Origin of the sequence: Streptomyces spongiicola (assembly GCF_003122365.1) — a bacterium.
GTDB classification, from domain to species: Bacteria; Actinomycetota; Actinomycetes; order Streptomycetales; family Streptomycetaceae; genus Streptomyces; species Streptomyces spongiicola.
Map to the genome: position 1 here is coordinate 2314436 of NZ_CP029254.1, position 15823 is coordinate 2330258.

Below are 15823 nucleotides of genomic sequence, written 5' to 3' on the forward strand. Positions count from 1 at the left end.
AGTTCATCAGGTGGCCGTGGTGTCGAACCACGTCGGGCCGTCCCTGAGCGCCTGCTTGATCCGGAAGAGCGCGAACTCCTGGAGTTCCGGCAGCATGTCGATGGGGAACCACCCCACCTCCAGCGACTCGTCGTCATTGACACGTGCCTCGCCGTCCACAGCCCGGCAGCGCAGGCAGACGTCCATGAACTGGCAGCGGTCGCCGTTGGGATAGGTCACCGGCCGCGTGAGGGTCTGGACGAGCACGACGCGCTCGGCGACGCAGCGTACGGCGGTCTCCTCGTACACCTCGCGGACCGCCGCCGCCGCGGGCTGCTCCCCCGGCTCGGGGATGCCGCCGATGATCGACCATCCGCCGGTGTCGGCGCGTCGTCCCAGGAGCACCCGGCCGTCGTCGTCGAAGACCACGGCACTGACCCCCGGCAGGAAGAGCAGCTGGTGACCGGCGGTAATCCGGATCTCGCGGATGAAGTCGGGGATGCCCATGGACCGACCCTAACGGTCGGCGGCCCCGCGCTCCTTCACACGGTTGCGGCCCACCAGGCCCAGGGCGCCGAGCGCCAGTGCGGCGAGCACGCCCTCGGGCAGGGCGCCCATGCGGGTCGCGGGGGTCAGGGAGGAGCGCAGCGGCACCTCGGCGACCAGGGCGTCCGGGGTGAACATCCGGGTCTGCCGCGCGATCGTCCCGTCGGGCCGGATGATCGCGCTGACACCGCTGGTGACCGGCACCACGACGGCCCTGCTGTGCTCGACCGCCCGTACCCGGGACATGGCCAGCTGCTGGTAGGTCATCTCGCTGCGGCCGAAGGTGGCGTTGTTGCTGGGTACCGAGATGAGCTGGCCGCCGTGGGTGACGGTGTCCCGCACGGCCCAGTCGAACGCAGCCTCGTAGCAGGTGGCGAGGCCCACCCTGGTCCCGGCCAGGTCGAAGACGCCCACCTTGTCCCCGGGGCCGAAGTCGCGGCGGACCCGGTCCACGTCGGAGCTGAAGAGGCGGACGAACGGCCGCATGGGGATGTACTCGCCGAACGGCTGCACATGCCGCTTGTCGTAGGCGGCCACCGGCCCCTTCCCGGGCTCCCAGGCGATCAGGGTGTTGCGCAGCGGTCCGGTCCCGGGGGTGAGGACCGCTCCGATCACGGTCGGCACCCCGACGGCCTCGACGGCCCGGTCGATCACGAGCCGTGCGTCGCCGTTGCGGTAGGGGTCGAGGTCGGAGGAGTTCTCCGGCCACAGCACGAAGTCGGGCTTGGCCACCCTGCCCGCGGCGACGTCCGCGGCGAGCTGCTCGGTGCGGGCCGCGTGGTTGTCGAGGACGGCCCGGCGCTGCGCGTTGAAGTCGAGGCCGAGCCTCGGCACGTTGCCCTGGACCGCCGCGACGGTCGCGGTGCCGTCCTCGGCGGAGTCGTCGACGAGGGGGAGCGCGGCGAGGGCGGCGGTGACCGGGAGCAGGACGGCGGCGGTGGCGGCGGCGAGCGGTCCGCGCGGCAGCCGGCCGGTCCTGCGGTACGCACGGAGGCGGCGGGCCGTCTCGTACAGCCCGAAGCCGCACAGCGCGACCGCGAAGCCCAGCACGGGGGTGCCGCCCACCGCGGCGAGCGGCAGGAAGACGCCCTCGGCCTGCCCGAAGGCGATCTTGCCCCAGGGGAAGCCGCCGAACGGTACCCGCGCGCGCAGCCCCTCACCGAGGACCCATACGGCAGCCGCCCACAGCGGCCACAGCGGCAGCCGGGACACCAGGGCGATCCCGGCAGCGGTCGCCGCGACGAAGAGCGCCTGGACGGCGGCCAGGGCCAGCCACGGGACGGGGCCGACCTCCTCCCCCGTCCAGACCAGCAGCGGCAGCAGGAAGCCGAGCCCGGCGAGGTGGCCGAGCCCGAAGGCGGCCCGGGCCCGGCGCCCGTAGAGGCTCCAGCCGAGCAGGGCGAAGGCGGGGAGCGCCAGCCACCACAGCGGGCGCGGCGGGAAGCTCAGGAACAGCATGGCCCCGGACAGCACGGCCGCGGCGGGCCTGGTGAGCCGCCGCAGCCGCAGGCGGGCCCGGACGGACGAGGGGGGCTCGGGCGGCCGGGTGTCGGCGGGAGTGATGGTGGCGCTCACGTGCCGGAGTCTACGGCGGCACGGTCCGCTCCCCGGCGGGAGCGTGCCGAGCGGCAGGGCGGAGCGCTTTCCGCCCCGGGTCAGACGGCCGGCGCGGGCCCCGTGGTGGCCCCCGGCCTCAGGTGGTCGCGGATCACCCGGACCGCCGTCTCGGCGTCGTCCACCGTGACGGTGAGGGTGCGGCCGTCGCCGAGGGTGAGCGCGATGCCCTCGCCCCGGGTCAGACGGCCGGCGCGGGCCCCGTGGTGGTCCCCGGCCTCAGGTGGTCGCGGATCACCCGGACCGCCGTCTCGGCGTCGTCCACCGTGACGGTGAAGGTGCGGCCGTCGCCGAGGGTGAGCGCGATGCCCTCGCCCCGGCGGACGACGACGGCGGTGCCCTGTTCCGGGCGCCAGCGGCAACCCCAGCCTCCCCAGTGGCACGGCGTGACCCTGGGGACGAACTCCGCGCGGACGACCTGGTCGAGCGGGATCCTGCGGCGGGGCACCCCCATGTGGCCGCAGCGCACCTCCATGGCGTCGCTGTCGACCCTCACCGCCACATGGACGAAGGCGAGGGTCCCGAAGAGCATCAGCAGCCCGGCGGAGACGCAGCCGATGACCGACATCAGCAGTGGCACGATGCCGGACGTCCACGGCTCGTCGACGGCGAGTTCGATGCCGAGGGCCATGCAGGCCGCTCCGGCGGAGGCCGGCAGCCACTGGAGGCGGTTGGTCGCGCGACCGGTCCAGAGGGCGGGCGGTGGTCCTCCGGCCTGCCCCTGGTCACGGGGGTGGTCCGTCATGCCTCGCACGGTACCCACGTTCCGGTTGGGGAGCATCGCCCGGAACGGAGGGCCCCGGAGCCGGAGGTGCGGCATCCGGGTGCGCTTCCGTGCAGATCGCCGCAGATCGCTGCAGGCCGCCGCAGATCGCTGCAGACCGCCGCAGGCCGGCCCGGTCCGCCGGCGGACCGCCGCTCAGTGCGCGCGCGTGACCGGTTTCACCGCTTCGAGCAGCCTGCCCTCGGTGTACGCCCGGGCCTCCGCGGGAAGCTCCGACCCACGTCCGCTGAGCAGCACCGTGAGCCCCCCGTCCGGTGCGGCCGAGGGCGCCGGGCGGCCACCCGCGCGCCGCAGCGCCTGGGTGGCGACGGCGACGGCTGAGCCGTGCAGCACGACCGGCGGGAGCCCGTCGGGGCGGCCCTGCGCCACGGCCGCGCGGATCCGCCCGGCGACGAGTTCGTAGTGGGTGCAGCCGAGGACCACGGCACGTACGTCCGACGGGGTGAGCGCGGCGGCGGCGGCCACGGCACGGGCCACCCCCGCCTCGTCCGCCCACTGGACGGCGTCGGCGAGGCCGGGGCACGGCACCTCGGTGACCTGGACGCCGTCGGCGAAGTCCGCTATCAGCCGGCGCTGGTAGGGGCTGCCGGTGGTGGCCGGGGTGGCCCAGATGGCGACGCGGCCGCCACCGGCGGCCGCGGGCTTGATCGCGGGTACCGTCCCGACGACCGGAAGACCGGGCTCCAGTGCGGCGCGCAGGGCGGGGAGGGCGTGCACGGAGGCGGTGTTGCAGGCGACGATCAGCGCGTCGGGACGGTGTGCGGCCGCGGCCCGGGCGACGGTGAGGGCGCGCTCGGCGAGGTCCTCCGGGGTGCGCGGGCCCCACGGCATGCCGTCGGGGTCGGAGGAGAGGACGAGATGCGCGTCGGGCCGCAACCGGCGCACCGCGGCGGCCGCCGCGAGGAGGCCGATACCGGAGTCCATGAGCGCGATCTTCACCCGGTCACCCTAGCCGACCGCCCTTGCGGCGCCCGCGATGTGGTGCAGACTGCGGCGGATGAGCCCCCTTGCGTGGATCGCCGTGACGTCCCTGGCCGCGTGGCTGTGGCTGCTGCTCGGGCAGGGCTTCTTCTGGCGCACCGACCAGCGGCTGCCGCGGCGGACGGCGCCGGCGCACTGGCCGTCGGTGGTGATCGTCGTGCCGGCCAGGGACGAGGCCGGCGTGCTCCCGGAGAGTCTGCCGTCGCTGCTGCGGCAGAGCTATCCGGGCAGGGCGTCGGTGGTGCTCGTCGACGACGGCAGTACGGACGGCACGGGTGAACTGGCCCGCAAGCTGGGTGAGCAGGGCGAGGGGCTGCCGCTGACGGTGACCTCGCCGGGCGATCCGGAGCCGGGGTGGACGGGCAAGCTGTGGGCGCTGCGGCACGGGATCGACCTGGCCCGCACCCTCGGCCCCGACTATCTGCTGCTCACCGACGCCGACATCGCGCACGAGCCGGACAGCCTGCGCGAACTCGTCGCGGCCGCGAAGACGAACGACCTCGATCTGGTGTCGCAGATGGCGCGCCTGCGGGTGGCGACGGGCTGGGAGCGCCTGGTCGTACCCGCGTTCGTGTACTTCTTCGCCCAGCTCTACCCGTTCCGCTGGGTCAACCGGGAGCCCGCACGGGCCACGGCGGCCGCGGGCGGGTGTGTGCTGCTGCGCACCGAGGCGGCCGAACGGGCCGGGATCCCGGAGTCGGTACGGCAGGCGGTGATCGACGACGTCGCGGTGGCACGGGCGGTGCGCCGGGCCGGCGGACGGGTCTGGCTGGGGCTCGCCGAGCGGGTGGACAGCATCCGCCCCTATCCGCGGCTGGTGGACCTGTGGCGGATGGTGTCCCGGAGCGCCTACGCCCAGCTGCGGTACAGTCCGCTGCTCCTGGCGGGGACGGTCGCCGGTATCGCGGTGGTCTATCTGGCGCCGCCCGTCGCGGTGTACGCCGCGGCCGTCCCGGTGGTTCCGGGATCCGCGGTGGCGGGCTGGGCGGGGCTGCTGGCCTGGGCGGTGATGGCGGGGACGTACGTCCCGATGCTCCGCTACTACCGGCAGACGCTGTGGCTCGCCCCGCTGCTGCCGTTCACCGCCCTGCTCTATCTGCTGATGACGGTGGATTCGGCCGTGCGGCACCGCCGGGGGCGGGGTGCGGCCTGGAAGGGGCGCACGTGTCCCCGCCCGGAGGCCGCGTCCGACCGCTGACGCCCGGATCGGCTCACTTCCTGCCGGGCGTCCAGTTCATGCCCCATCCGTAGGCGTGGTCGACGGTGCGCTGGGGACTGACTCCGCGTTCCGGCACCAGGTAGCGGGCCTCGCGCCGGACGACGAGGTCACCGCCCTGGTTGGTGATCAGCGCGAGGGCGCAGACGGTGGACGGGACGGTGCACTCGTCGAGGGAGAACTCCACGGGGGCGCCGTGCTGCGGCTGGAGGGTGACGGTGGCGTGCAGGTCGGCGAAGCTGCGGGCGCCCTCGTAGACGGTGACGAAGACGACCACGCGGCGGAGTGCGTCCCGGTGGTCGAGGTTGACGGTGAGGTTCTCGCCGGCGGCCACCGCACCCGTGCGGTCGTCGCCGTCGAGGTGGATGTACGGGGGCTGGTGGAGTGCGCCGAACGCGTTGCCGAGAGCCTGGACGACCCCCTTGCGGCCGTCCGCGAGTTCGAAGAGCGCGCACAGGTCGAGGTCGAGGTCGGAGTGCGTCGCCACGGCCCGGCCGAGCTTGGCCCCCCACCCCCTGAACTGCTTGCGCACCTCCCAGTTGAGGTTGACCCGCATGACGCCGGACGTACCGCCCTGCTTGGCGAGCGAGACGGTCGGCGCCTCCTTCGTCAGTGTGACCTTGGTGAGGCGTACCGGCCCGGCGGCGGGCACCGGAGCGGGGGCGGGCGCCGTCGGCCCGGGGGGCTTCGGGGGAGCCGGTGCGGGGGGTGCCGGGGGCGGGGCCGGCTGCGGGGGTTCGTCGACCGTGATGCCGAAGTCGGTCGCGAGGCCCTCCAGCCCGCTTTCGTATCCCTGTCCCACCGCCCGGAACTTCCAGGCACCGCCGCGCCGGTAGAGTTCGCCGAGGACGAAGGCCGTCTCGACCGTCGCGTCCCGGCTCTCGTAGCGGGCGATCTCGGTGCCGGCCGCGGCGTCGAGGACCCTCACGTACAGTCCCGGGACCTGCCCGAAGCTGCCGCCGTCGGCGGAGGCGGCGAGCACGATGCGCTCGACGGCCGGCTCGACGCGCCCCAGATCGACCGCGATCCGGTCGGTCGTGGCACCGTCCGCGGCGTGCTTGCCCTCGTGGCGCACCGCACCCGAGGCGTGCGCCGGCTGGTTGTAGAAGACGAAGTCGGCGTCGGAGCGGACCCTGCCCGATCCCGAGGCGAGCAGGAGCGCCGACGCGTCCACGTCCGGGACCCCCTTTCCCGAACTCCAGCCCAACTCGACCCGAACTCTCGGTGCGGGTACCGGAACATTGGCCCCCTTGGGCATGGGCGTCCTCGCCGCCATCCGCCTCGCCCCCATCCTGCTCGCCCTGCCCTGCACGTCTTGCGGTGCTCATCTCGTCTTGCTCGTCTTGCCCGTCTCGCCCTTCCCCGCTCGCGCCCGAAGACGTACAGGCGCGGAGAAGTGCGTGCGGACAAGGTAGCCCCGGCGCCGCCGGGACGCCTCGCGGGACCCGCGGGAAACCCCTTCCCAGCTCGCTCTTTACACGATCCAAACACCGAGGCGCGACCGTTTTTCCCACGTTCGCTCTGATTGGGGAATCCCGGTCGCCAAGCAATACGTCAAACAACCCTCTTATCGGGCTCCCCAACCAGCACATCCTCCGCTTAACTTAGGTGCCATGACCTCCCCCCGCTCCACCTACGGCGGCGGTTACCACTCCGCGCCGTCCTTTCCCGACACCCCGATCTACGACTCCCTGGTCGCCGAGCGGGGCACGCCTCAGATCGCGCCGATCCGAGTGCCCTCCGCGTACGACACCGGCGGCAGCCACCTGCCGGCACTGCCCGCGGCACTGCCCGCCCTCCCGGCGGCCCCCTCCCAGCCCGGCCCGGCCTACGGCTACCCCCAGCCCGCGCCGCAACCGGTGCCCCTGCAGCAGACGGCCGCCCCGTACATCCCCCAGCAGCCCGTCGGCCCGCGCGGCTACCCGGGCGGGCAGCAGCAGTACACGCCCCGCCCGATGGCGGGCGGGTACGAGGCGATGCGGCCGGCCGCGGCACCGCGGCCGATGCCCGCGCCCCCGCCCTACGACGATCCGTACAACCGGCCCTACCAGGGCGGTGGCTACTGAGACCGGCCTGACCACCGCGACCGGCGGAAGACGCGGGGCACCTGGCAGGATGGCCGTATGGCGACTCCCGTACTGCGCTCCCTCCACGTCCACCCGGTCAAGTCCGTCGCGGGCCACGCACCGGCCGAGGCCGCAGTGGAGCCCTGGGGACTCGCGGGCGACCGCCGGTGGATGCTCGTGGACGCGGCGGGCCGGGCCGTCACCCAACGCCAGCAGCCGCGACTGGCGTTGGCCGCCGCGGCGCCGCTCGCGGACGGCGCCGTCCGGCTGACCGCACCCGGCACGGCACCGCTGACCGTCGCGGTGCCCGAGCCGTCCGGCACCACCGTCGTGGAGCTGTTCGGGGAGAAGGTGGAGGCGGTGCCCGCGGGCACCGCCTCCGACCGTTGGTTCAGCGCCTACCTGGACGCACCGGTCCGGTTGGTGCACCTCGACGACCCGGCGTACCGCCGCCCCGTCGACCCCGGCTACGCGCTGCCGGGCGAGACCGTCTCGTTCGCCGACGGCTTCCCCCTGCTGCTCGCGTCCGCCGCTTCCCTCGACGCGCTCAACTCGCTGATCGCCCAGGGCGACCACGCGGACGAGGGCCCGCTGCCGATGAACCGCTTCCGCCCCAATCTGGTCGTGGACGGCACCGCCCCGTGGGCCGAGGACGGCTGGAAGCGCGTCGCGGTCGGCGAGGTGCCCTTCCGCGTGGTCAAGCCCTGCGGCCGCTGCGTCGTCACGACCACCGACCAGGCCACGGCGGCACGGGGGAAGGAGCCGCTGCGCACCCTGGCCCGGCACCGCCGCTTCGGCGACCGGCTGGTCTTCGGCCAGAACCTCGTACCGGAGCGCACCGGGACCCTCCGCGTCGGCGACCCGGTGCTCGTCCTGGCCTGAGCACGGCGGTACGGGGAAGCCGGACCGCGGGGCGCGGGGCGCCGGCCCCGGCCGCACGAGCGCGTGCCGCCGACCGGTCAACCCCCGGTTCCCCCGCACGCTACGGTGGTGCGACGCGCGGCACGGGCGCGACCGACGCACGAGGTGGGGGCAGATCAGCACCATGGCACAGGGCACGGTCCAGGTGACGCACACCGGCACATCGCGGTGGCGGCGCCGCACGGGTGAGTACGCCTCTCTCGCCGCGGCCCTGGAGGCGGCGGCCGACGGCGACGTCCTCACCGTCTCACCCGGCACGTACCGGGAGAACCTCGTACTCCGGCGTGCCGTGACGCTCCGCGGGGCGGACGGCTCGGCCGGCTCGGTGCGGATCGCCCCCTCGGACGGGGTGCCGCTGACCGTCCGCGCGTCGGCGACCGTGCAGGACCTGCACGTCGAGGGGCAGGACGCCACGGCGCCCGCGCTGCTCGTCGAGGACGGCACCCCCGAGCTGACCGATCTGCGGATCGTGACGCGCTCGGCGGCGGGCATCGAGGTCCGCGGGGCGGCCCGCCCCACCGTGCGGCGCTGCACGGTGGACAATCCGGCCGGCGTCGGGATCGGTGTACTGGACGGCGCCGGAGGGGTGTTCGAGGACTGCGAGGTCGTCGCCGCCGGGCAGTCCGGGGTGTCGGTCCGCGGCGGCGCGCATCCGCGGCTGGAGCGCTGCCAGGTGCACCACGCCTCCGGCTCCGGGCTGAGCGTCACCGGGGAGAACAGCGCCCTGGAGGCGCTCGGTTGCGAGGTGTACGAGATCAAGGGCGCCGGTGTGCAGGTCACGGCCCGGGCGACGGCCCATCTGACGGACTCGCGGGTGCACCGCACCGCCTCCGACGGCATCACGCTCGACACGGACGCGGTGCTCACCCTCGCCGACTGCGACATCCACGACGTGCCGGAGAACGCCGTGGACCTGAGGTCGCGTTCGGTGCTCACGCTCACCCGCTCGACGGTGCGGCGGTTCGGCCGCAACGGCCTCTCGGTGTGGGACCCGGGGACGAGGGTGGACGCCAACCAGTGCGAGATCCACGACAGCACGGGCGACTACCCGGCCGTCTGGGTCAGCGACGGCGCGACCGCGGTGCTCGACTCCTGCCGGGTGCACGACGTCCCGGACGCCCTGTTCGTCCTGGACCGCGGCTCGCGTGCCGACGTGGTCGACAGCGATCTGACCCAGGTGCGGAACACGGCCGTGTCCGTCAGCGACGGGGCCACCGCCCAGCTCGACGACTGCCGCATCCGGGACGCCTCGACCGGCGCCTGGTTCCGCGACCACGGCAGCGGCGGCACACTCGGCAACTGCACCATCGACGGCGCGCAGACGGGCGTCATCGTCACCAAGGGCGCGGACCCCTCCATCGAGCGGTGCACGGTGACCTCGCCGGCCGAGGCCGGCTTCTACGTCTCCGCCGAGGGCCGCGGCACCTTCCACGACTGCCGGGTCTCCGGCAGCGGCGGCTACGGCTTCCACATCATGGACGGCTGCCGTGCGACCCTGACCCGCTGCCGCACGGAGCGTTGCGCACGCGGCGGCTACGAGTACCCCGAGGACGGCACCGCCGTCGAGGACTGCTCCAGCGACGAGAGCGGTGTGCGTTCGGCGCCGCCCGCGACGGCTCCGGTGGTGGCCACCGCCACCCGGTCGCCCGGGCTGCTGTCCGTGATCCCCGGCCAGCGGACCGCCGAGCCCGAGCTTGCCGCCGCCCCCGCCCCCGCGGCCGCCCCCGCCGCCAGGACGTCGGACGCGGTCCTCGGTGAACTGGACGCCCTGGTGGGCCTGGAGAGCGTCAAGCGCGAGGTCCGGACCCTCACCAACATGATCGAGGTGGGCCGGCGCCGGCAGGAGGCGGGCCTGAAGGCCGCTTCGGTCCGCCGCCATCTGGTCTTCACCGGCTCCCCGGGCACGGGCAAGACGACGGTGGCCCGGCTGTACGGAGAGATCCTGGCGTCCCTCAAGGTCCTGGAGCGGGGCCATCTGGTCGAGGTGTCCCGGGTCGACCTCGTCGGCGAGCACATCGGATCCACCGCGATCCGCACCCAGGAGGCCTTCGAACGGGCCCGCGGCGGCGTGCTGTTCATCGACGAGGCGTACGCGCTCTCGCCGGAGGACTCCGGCCGGGACTTCGGCCGGGAGGCCATCGACACGCTGGTGAAGCTGATGGAGGACCACCGGGACGCCGTGGTCGTGATCGTCGCCGGGTACACCGCCGAGATGGAGCGGTTCCTCACGGTCAACCCCGGTGTCGCCTCGCGTTTCTCACGGACCATCACCTTCAGCGACTATCTGCCCGACGAACTGCTGCGGATCGTCCGGCAGCAGGCCGAGGAGCACGAGTACCGGCTGGCCGAGGGCACCGCCGAGGCGCTGGGGAAGTACTTCACGGCAATGCCGAAGGGCCCGGCGTTCGGCAACGGCCGGACCGCGCGCCAGACCTTCGAGTCGATGGTCGAGCGGCACGCGGGCCGGGTGTCCGAACTCGCCGAGCCGAGCACCGACGACCTGTCGCTGCTCTACCCGGAGGACCTGCCCGAACTGCCCTGATACGGGACGCCGGCGTCGCGCCGGCGGGGCAGCGCGGGCGGCAGCCGCTCCAGGAGGGCCCGGCGTTCCTCGGCGAACGCCGGGTCGGCCTGGTAGCCGGAGTGCCCGAGGACGGGCTCCGGCAGGGGGTGGGCGTCCGTCCGCCCGTACACCACGGGGTCCCTGAGCGCTTCCCGGTCGACCGCGGGCCTGCCGTCCTCGGCCGGAAGCCGGACCGGCCCGCCTATCGGGTCGGTGTGCCGCCAGAGGTTGCGCCAGCAGTGCAGTTCCCGGTGCAGGCCGCGCAGCTGCTCGGCGCCGAAGTAGGCGGGGAACCAGCGGCCGTAGAGCCGCTCCAGCGGTGAACCGAAGGTGAGCAGGGCGACGCGCCGGCGGGTGGCCGCGGGCAGCTGCCAGACCGCGGCCGCGGCCAGCGCACTGCCCTGCGAGTGGCCGGAGATCACGAGCCGTCCGCCGGTGGCGGAGGTCCAGGACGCCATCCGCCAGGTGAGGTCGGGGACGGCCCGCTCGGCGTAGCAGGGCGGTGCGAACGGGTGGGCGGCGCGGGGCCAGAAGGTGCCGACGTCCCAGAGGATGCCGATGGTGCGGCGGGCAGAGGCGTCCCGGTAGGCGCGCCGGCCCCAGGTGACGAAGAGGATGAAGCCCAGTCCGACCAGCCAGGAGCCGAGGGCCTGCGCGGCGTCGGCGGCGGCCGCGACGAGCGGATGGGCCCCGTCGAACGCCTCGCCGGGCACCTCCGCGCTGATCCACGCCCCGGCGACCGCGCCCGCGCCGAGCAGCAGCGTCGCGAGGCACAGGATCGCGATGACGGCCGGCGCGGCGTCGGTGAGACCCGCGCGGGCGCGGATGGCCGCGATCCGGCGGGTGCGCACCGGGTCGGGTCGCTCGTCCGGGTAGTCCCGCTCGACCCGGTCGCCGAGGGCGCGCGCGGTCCGCCGGGTCCGGATGCCGAGGACGCAGAGCGGCACCAGGAGCAGGAGCAGCAGCACCGGGATGACCGACGCCTGCCAGCTGAGCAGTACCGGCGGACCGGGGATCGCGCCTCCTCCCTCCCCCGGGGTGCCCGACCCGTCGAGCCAGTCGGCGACCCGCTGGGCGAGACCTCCCGTCATCACGCCCCCGAGCGCGCAGGCGAGCAGAGCGACCCCGGGGCCGCCCAGACCGCGCATCGCGGTGCGGCCGTGCCGGACGCGGAGGTGCAGCACACCCGCGGCGACGGCGAGCGCGACGACGAGGCCCCCCTGGGCGACGGCGATGACGCGGAAGGCGACATCACCGGGGAGCGTGCCCTCGGAGGCCCAGCCGGGACGCGACCATGACGCGTACACCACCGCCACGGCGAGCAGGACGAGCGAGACGCCGGGCAGCCGGCTGACGACGGCCCGGTCGATCCGGTTGTCGAGAACCTCCTCGCTGCGGCCGCGGCGGAGCACGACTGCGACGACGAGGACGCCGACCACGACCAGTACCCCTTCGAGGAGCCACCCGGCGATCTCCAGCGCACGGACGCCGGCGCTCCGGTCGTGGCGCGCCGCGGCACCTGCCACGGCGGCCGCGATGACCAGGAACCCCGCGGCGGTGTGCGCGGCGCGCAGCCGGGCGACCAGCCTGCGGCCGTACCAGAAGCCGGGCCGTCCGAGCGCGGGCCGGACGGTGTCCCGGGCCGGGGCAGCGGCGCCGCGCTCGCCGTCCCCGGTGGCGAGGGGCGCGGCGGTGGCCGCCGGGACCCGGCGGTTTCCGGTGGCGGGGGACTCCGCGCGGTTCTCCGTGCCCTGGCCGTTCTCCCGGGGCCCGGAAGACGCGGACGACGCGGGGGGCACGGACGTCGCGGGGGGCTCGGAGGGCATGGAAGTCACGGGGGCCGAAGGGGCCGCGGGGTTACGGGGGTTGCGCGGGTTGCGCGGGTTGCGCGGGTTGCGCGGGTTGCGCGGGTTGCGGGCAGCCTCCCGGTTCCCGGCCACCCCTCCATCCCCGGCCGCCCTTCCGTTCCCGGCTGCCTCGCGCTCGCGGTTCCCGGGGACCTCGCCCCCGCCGGAGCCGGCGCCCGGCCCCGCGGGCACGATGGCGGTGTCCGGCGGACGCTGGGCCTCGTAGGCGCTCCAGGTCCGGTTGGACAGGTACCAGAGCAGTCCCACCAACGCGGCCGGCACCAGTGCGGCGAGGGAGAGCCGGCGGCCGGGCTGCGACCACCAGCCGTCGTTCGCGGCGGAGAGGAAGCCGATCCAGGAGCTGCCCTGGGAGCAGCGGGCGGACCCCGCGCACTGCCAGGCCGTCAGATCGAGGGCGACCTCGCAGGCCGCCGCGGTGAACAGCACCGTCAGGCTCAGGGCGAGCAGCCGGACGAGCGTCCCGTACAGCCGCGAGGTCCTGTCCCCGCCCGTGGTGGCGGGCCGCATCCAGTGGGCCAGGTTGACGACCATGAACGGCAGCAGGAGCAGCCAAAGCGCCCTGGCCCCGTCGCCCGAGGTGAGGTTGGACCAGCAGTACGCCTCGCGGACGGGCCACTCGCGGACGGGCCACTCGCGACCGTGCAGGCGGTCGGGGCGGAGGTCGGCTCCGGCGTCCTGGGCCCGCCGGTAGACGGCGGCGGTCGCATCGCCGGTCACCCGCACCGTACGCGGATCGCCGAGCATGCCCTGCGGGGTGGCTCCGCCGACGCCGTGGACCAGCAGCTCAAGGGCCGGCCCGCCGGGCTGCGGGACGGGGCCCGATGTGTCAGGGGACACTTGTGCGGCTCGCTTTCTGCCGGCGGGATTCGAGGCGGTTGGGGGCTCCCCGGTGCCCGGAATCCCGGACCGCGGCGCGCGGCCGCGCGCCCCTGTACGTAATCTCCCCTCCGCCGGGGCGCGCCCACCGTGGCAGGATGAGAAACCTCGGTGAACAGCGGTGGCATCTCGACGGCACGACGGAAGGACCGACCCCAGCGGTGAGCGACAATCAGAACCTCCTCGCGGAACAGCGGCGCGCCCTGATCGTCGACGAGGTGCGGCGGCGCGGCGGCGTGCGCGTCAATGAACTCACCCGCCGGCTGAACGTCTCCGACATGACCGTCCGCCGCGACCTCGACGCCCTCGCCCGGCAGGGCGTGCTGGAGAAGGTGCACGGGGGTGCCGTGCCGGTCACCGAGGCGAGCACCTACGAACCCGGTTTCGAGGCCAAGTCGTCGCTTGAGCCCGGCGCCAAGGAGGACATCGCCCGGGCGGCGGCGGCGATGGTCGTCCCGGGCAGCGCCATCGCGCTGTCGGGCGGCACGACCACGTACGCGCTCGCCCACCGGCTCGTCGACGTCGCCGACCTGACGGTGGTGACCAACTCGGTGCGGGTGGCCGACGTGTTCCACACGGCGCAGCGGCCGGGTGGGGCGGCGGAGGTGCGTCCGGGCGCCGGCGCCACGGTGGTTCTCACGGGAGGCGTACGCACTCCGTCGGACTCGCTGGTGGGCCCGGTCGCCGACCAGGCGATCCGCTCCCTCCACTTCGACCTGCTGTTCCTGGGGGTCCACGGCATCTCCGTGGAGGCGGGGCTCTCGGCTCCCAGTCTGGCGGAGGCCGAGACCAATCGGCGGCTGGTCCGCTCGGCCCGCCGGGTCGTGGTCGTGGCGGACCACACCAAGTGGGGCACGGTCGGGCTCAGTTCGTTCGCCCGGCTGGACGAGGTGGACACCCTGGTGACGGACGCCGGACTGCCCGAGGGGGCGCGCGAGGCGATCACCGAGTACCTGCCGAACCTCGTGGTCGCCGGTGAGCCGGCGGAACGCCCGGAGGCGCCCGAATGACCGTGTTCCGCATCGTGCGTACGACACCGCTGCCGGTCGCCGAGGCATGGCGCCGGCTCACCGACTGGCCGGCGCACGCAGCGCAGGTGCCGCTGACCCGGATCTCCGTGGTGACGGAGGGGCCGAGCGCCGAAGGCACCCTGTTCGTCGCCCGGACGGGGATCGGCCCTGCCCGTTTCGACGATCCGATGGAGATCGTGCGCTGGGAGCCGCCGGAGGGCGGGCGTACCGGGTACTGCCGGCTGGAGAAGCGCGGCCGGGTCGTGCTGGGCTGGGCGGAGATCGTGGTGCGGGAGTCCCCGGGCGGGGCGGAGGTGACCTGGACGGAGGAACTGCGGGTGCGGGGACTTCCCGGCGCGGCAGGACCGGTACTGGCGCGGGCCGGAAGCCGCGTCTTCGGCCGCGTGGTGGACGCTCTGCTCAGCGGCGATCCGCGGCCGCCCGGGCGGTGACCGTCCGGCGGACGGCAGCCGCCGTCCCGCACGCCCCTGTGCGGGCGCCTGTCCGCCCGCTCTCCCCTTCCCTGGGCACGGGGCACAGGACACAGGACAGGGCCGGGCCCTGACCCTGCGTCGTGCTCTCCTGCCGCTTCCGCCGATTCCGCCGCTTCCGCATCCACGGCTCCGCCTCCTGCCACGGCCCGCACGCAGGCCGACCCGCTCCCCCAACGGCTCCACGGCCCGCACGCAGGCCGACCCGCTCCCCCAACGACTCAACGGCTCCACTCCCCCGTCCGCCCCGCTCCGACTCTTCCCGGAGGTACGGTTCATGGCTCACCGACTCAGGCCCGTGGAGCCGGACTTCGCCGAGTCCGCACCGGTCCGTCTCGTGTTCACGGCGGAGGTGCGGGCCGATCCCGCGGCCGTGTACCGCGCCCTCGCGGAGGACGTCGAGGGCTGGCCGGGCTGGTTCACGGCCGTCACGTCCGCGCGGCCGACCCGGGACGGCGGGGGCCGGGAGGTCCGGCTGCGCGGCGGCGCCCGCTTCCAGGAGACGATCGTGAGCGCCCGGCCCCGGGAGCGCTACGCCTACCGCGTCGACGAGACCAACGCCCCGGGCGTACGGGCGATGCTCGAGGAGTGGCGGCTGTCGCCCGCGGGCTCCGGGACCCGGGTGAGGTGGACGATGGCGGTCGACGGCGCCGCTCCGGTGCGCCTCCTGATGGGGTTCGCGAAGCCGGCCGTGGGCCGGGCCTTCCGCGACGCGGTACGCCGTCTGGACCGTCGGCTCGGTTCACCGGCGACATAGCGACTGCGCGGGCGGACGCGTCGAGCGACCGCGCCCCGATCGCGGGTCCGCTTCCCCGGGCCCGGGGAAGCGGACCCGCGATCGGAGCCCGCCGGCACCCCAGCGGGCCCGGAGGCCCCGGCCGGCCCCTCGTCCGCCGCAGCCCGCGGGG

13 protein-coding genes are annotated in these 15823 nt (G+C 74.8%); 7 read left to right on the plus strand and 6 right to left on the minus strand.

All coding sequences use genetic code 11. The features are described from left to right. Positions 1-6 precede the first annotated feature (6 nt). The 4 genes from DDQ41_RS09960 to DDQ41_RS09975 all read right to left on the minus strand — a co-directional run bounded on the left by DDQ41_RS09960 (position 7) and on the right by DDQ41_RS09975 (position 3862). On the minus strand, positions 7-486 hold the full coding sequence (locus DDQ41_RS09960) for an NUDIX hydrolase (protein ID WP_109294173.1): 480 nt from the start codon (positions 484-486) through the stop codon (positions 7-9). A 9-nt stretch (positions 487-495) separates the two neighbouring features. After that, the gene (gene lnt, locus DDQ41_RS09965; RefSeq protein ID WP_109294174.1) at positions 496-2100 is read right to left on the minus strand and encodes an apolipoprotein N-acyltransferase; all 1605 of its coding nucleotides are present in this window, start codon (positions 2098-2100) and stop codon (positions 496-498) included. Between the two features lie 220 nt (positions 2101-2320). Then, entirely contained in the window at positions 2321-2884 is a 564-nt protein-coding gene (locus tag DDQ41_RS09970) for a hypothetical protein (RefSeq protein WP_109297654.1), read from the minus strand. A gap of 174 nt (positions 2885-3058) precedes the next feature. Further along, positions 3059-3862, minus strand: coding sequence for a glutamate racemase (locus DDQ41_RS09975; RefSeq protein ID WP_109294175.1), 804 nt, complete (start codon positions 3860-3862; stop codon positions 3059-3061). Between the two features lie 58 nt (positions 3863-3920). Between DDQ41_RS09975 and DDQ41_RS09980 the strand changes: the two genes are divergently transcribed. After that, a complete protein-coding gene (locus DDQ41_RS09980) occupies positions 3921-5102 on the plus strand; it encodes a glycosyltransferase (RefSeq protein ID WP_109294176.1) in 1182 nt (393 codons plus the stop codon). Between the two features lie 13 nt (positions 5103-5115). On the opposite strand, the gene DDQ41_RS09985 is transcribed toward DDQ41_RS09980, so the two are convergent. Beyond that, positions 5116-6396 (minus strand): TerD family protein, encoded by a 1281-nt coding sequence (locus tag DDQ41_RS09985; protein WP_394342134.1) that lies wholly within the window; start codon positions 6394-6396, stop codon positions 5116-5118. A 337-nt stretch (positions 6397-6733) separates the two neighbouring features. Here DDQ41_RS09985 and DDQ41_RS09990 point away from each other — a divergent pair, with 337 nt between their 5' ends. From DDQ41_RS09990 to DDQ41_RS10000, 3 genes are all read left to right on the plus strand, one after another. Then, complete coding sequence (locus tag DDQ41_RS09990) at positions 6734-7186, plus strand: DUF6643 family protein (RefSeq protein WP_109294178.1); 453 nt, start codon at positions 6734-6736, stop codon at positions 7184-7186. A 57-nt stretch (positions 7187-7243) separates the two neighbouring features. Then, positions 7244-8068: an MOSC domain-containing protein gene (locus DDQ41_RS09995; RefSeq protein WP_109294179.1), complete on the plus strand. Its 825-nt coding sequence runs from the start codon at positions 7244-7246 to the stop codon at positions 8066-8068. A gap of 163 nt (positions 8069-8231) precedes the next feature. Further along, on the plus strand, positions 8232-10649 hold the full coding sequence (locus DDQ41_RS10000; protein ID WP_109294180.1) for a right-handed parallel beta-helix repeat-containing protein: 2418 nt from the start codon (positions 8232-8234) through the stop codon (positions 10647-10649). On the opposite strand, the gene DDQ41_RS32340 is transcribed toward DDQ41_RS10000, so the two are convergent. Beyond that, positions 10619-13375, minus strand: a complete 2757-nt coding sequence (locus tag DDQ41_RS32340) for a lipase family protein (protein WP_262508414.1) — start codon at positions 13373-13375, stop codon at positions 10619-10621. The two genes, DDQ41_RS10000 and DDQ41_RS32340, sit on opposite strands and share 31 nt — an antisense overlap. A gap of 200 nt (positions 13376-13575) precedes the next feature. On the opposite strand from DDQ41_RS32340, the gene DDQ41_RS10015 reads away from it, so the two are divergent. The 3 genes from DDQ41_RS10015 (at position 13576) to DDQ41_RS10025 (ending at position 15672) form a co-directional block, all read left to right on the plus strand. Next, positions 13576-14424 (plus strand): DeoR/GlpR family DNA-binding transcription regulator, encoded by an 849-nt coding sequence (locus DDQ41_RS10015; protein WP_109294181.1) that lies wholly within the window; start codon positions 13576-13578, stop codon positions 14422-14424. After that, positions 14421-14876 (plus strand): SRPBCC family protein, encoded by a 456-nt coding sequence (locus DDQ41_RS10020; protein WP_109294182.1) that lies wholly within the window; start codon positions 14421-14423, stop codon positions 14874-14876. Before DDQ41_RS10015 ends, DDQ41_RS10020 begins: the two co-directional genes overlap by 4 nt. A gap of 316 nt (positions 14877-15192) precedes the next feature. Further along, positions 15193-15672 carry an SRPBCC family protein gene (locus tag DDQ41_RS10025; RefSeq protein ID WP_174720277.1) on the plus strand — a complete coding sequence of 160 codons (480 nt, stop codon included), beginning with the start codon at positions 15193-15195 and terminating at the stop codon, positions 15670-15672. Positions 15673-15823: the final 151 nt, after the last annotated feature.

Bases quoted from the DNA above. Each gene is read 5' to 3' on its own strand.
- DDQ41_RS09995 (WP_109294179.1), top strand. From the start codon at position 7,244: ATGGCGACTCCCGTACTGCGCTCCCTCCACGTCCACCCGGTCAAGTCC.
- DDQ41_RS09985 (WP_394342134.1), bottom strand. From the start codon at position 6,396: ATGGCGGCGAGGACGCCCATGCCCAAGGGGGCCAATGTTCCGGTACCC.
- DDQ41_RS09980 (WP_109294176.1), top strand. From the start codon at position 3,921: ATGAGCCCCCTTGCGTGGATCGCCGTGACGTCCCTGGCCGCGTGGCTG.
- DDQ41_RS09970 (WP_109297654.1), bottom strand. From the start codon at position 2,884: ATGACGGACCACCCCCGTGACCAGGGGCAGGCCGGAGGACCACCGCCC.
- DDQ41_RS09990 (WP_109294178.1), top strand. From the start codon at position 6,734: ATGACCTCCCCCCGCTCCACCTACGGCGGCGGTTACCACTCCGCGCCG.
- DDQ41_RS09960 (WP_109294173.1), bottom strand. From the start codon at position 486: ATGGGCATCCCCGACTTCATCCGCGAGATCCGGATTACCGCCGGTCAC.
- DDQ41_RS10020 (WP_109294182.1), top strand. From the start codon at position 14,421: ATGACCGTGTTCCGCATCGTGCGTACGACACCGCTGCCGGTCGCCGAG.
- DDQ41_RS10000 (WP_109294180.1), top strand. From the start codon at position 8,232: ATGGCACAGGGCACGGTCCAGGTGACGCACACCGGCACATCGCGGTGG.
- DDQ41_RS10025 (WP_174720277.1), top strand. From the start codon at position 15,193: ATGGCTCACCGACTCAGGCCCGTGGAGCCGGACTTCGCCGAGTCCGCA.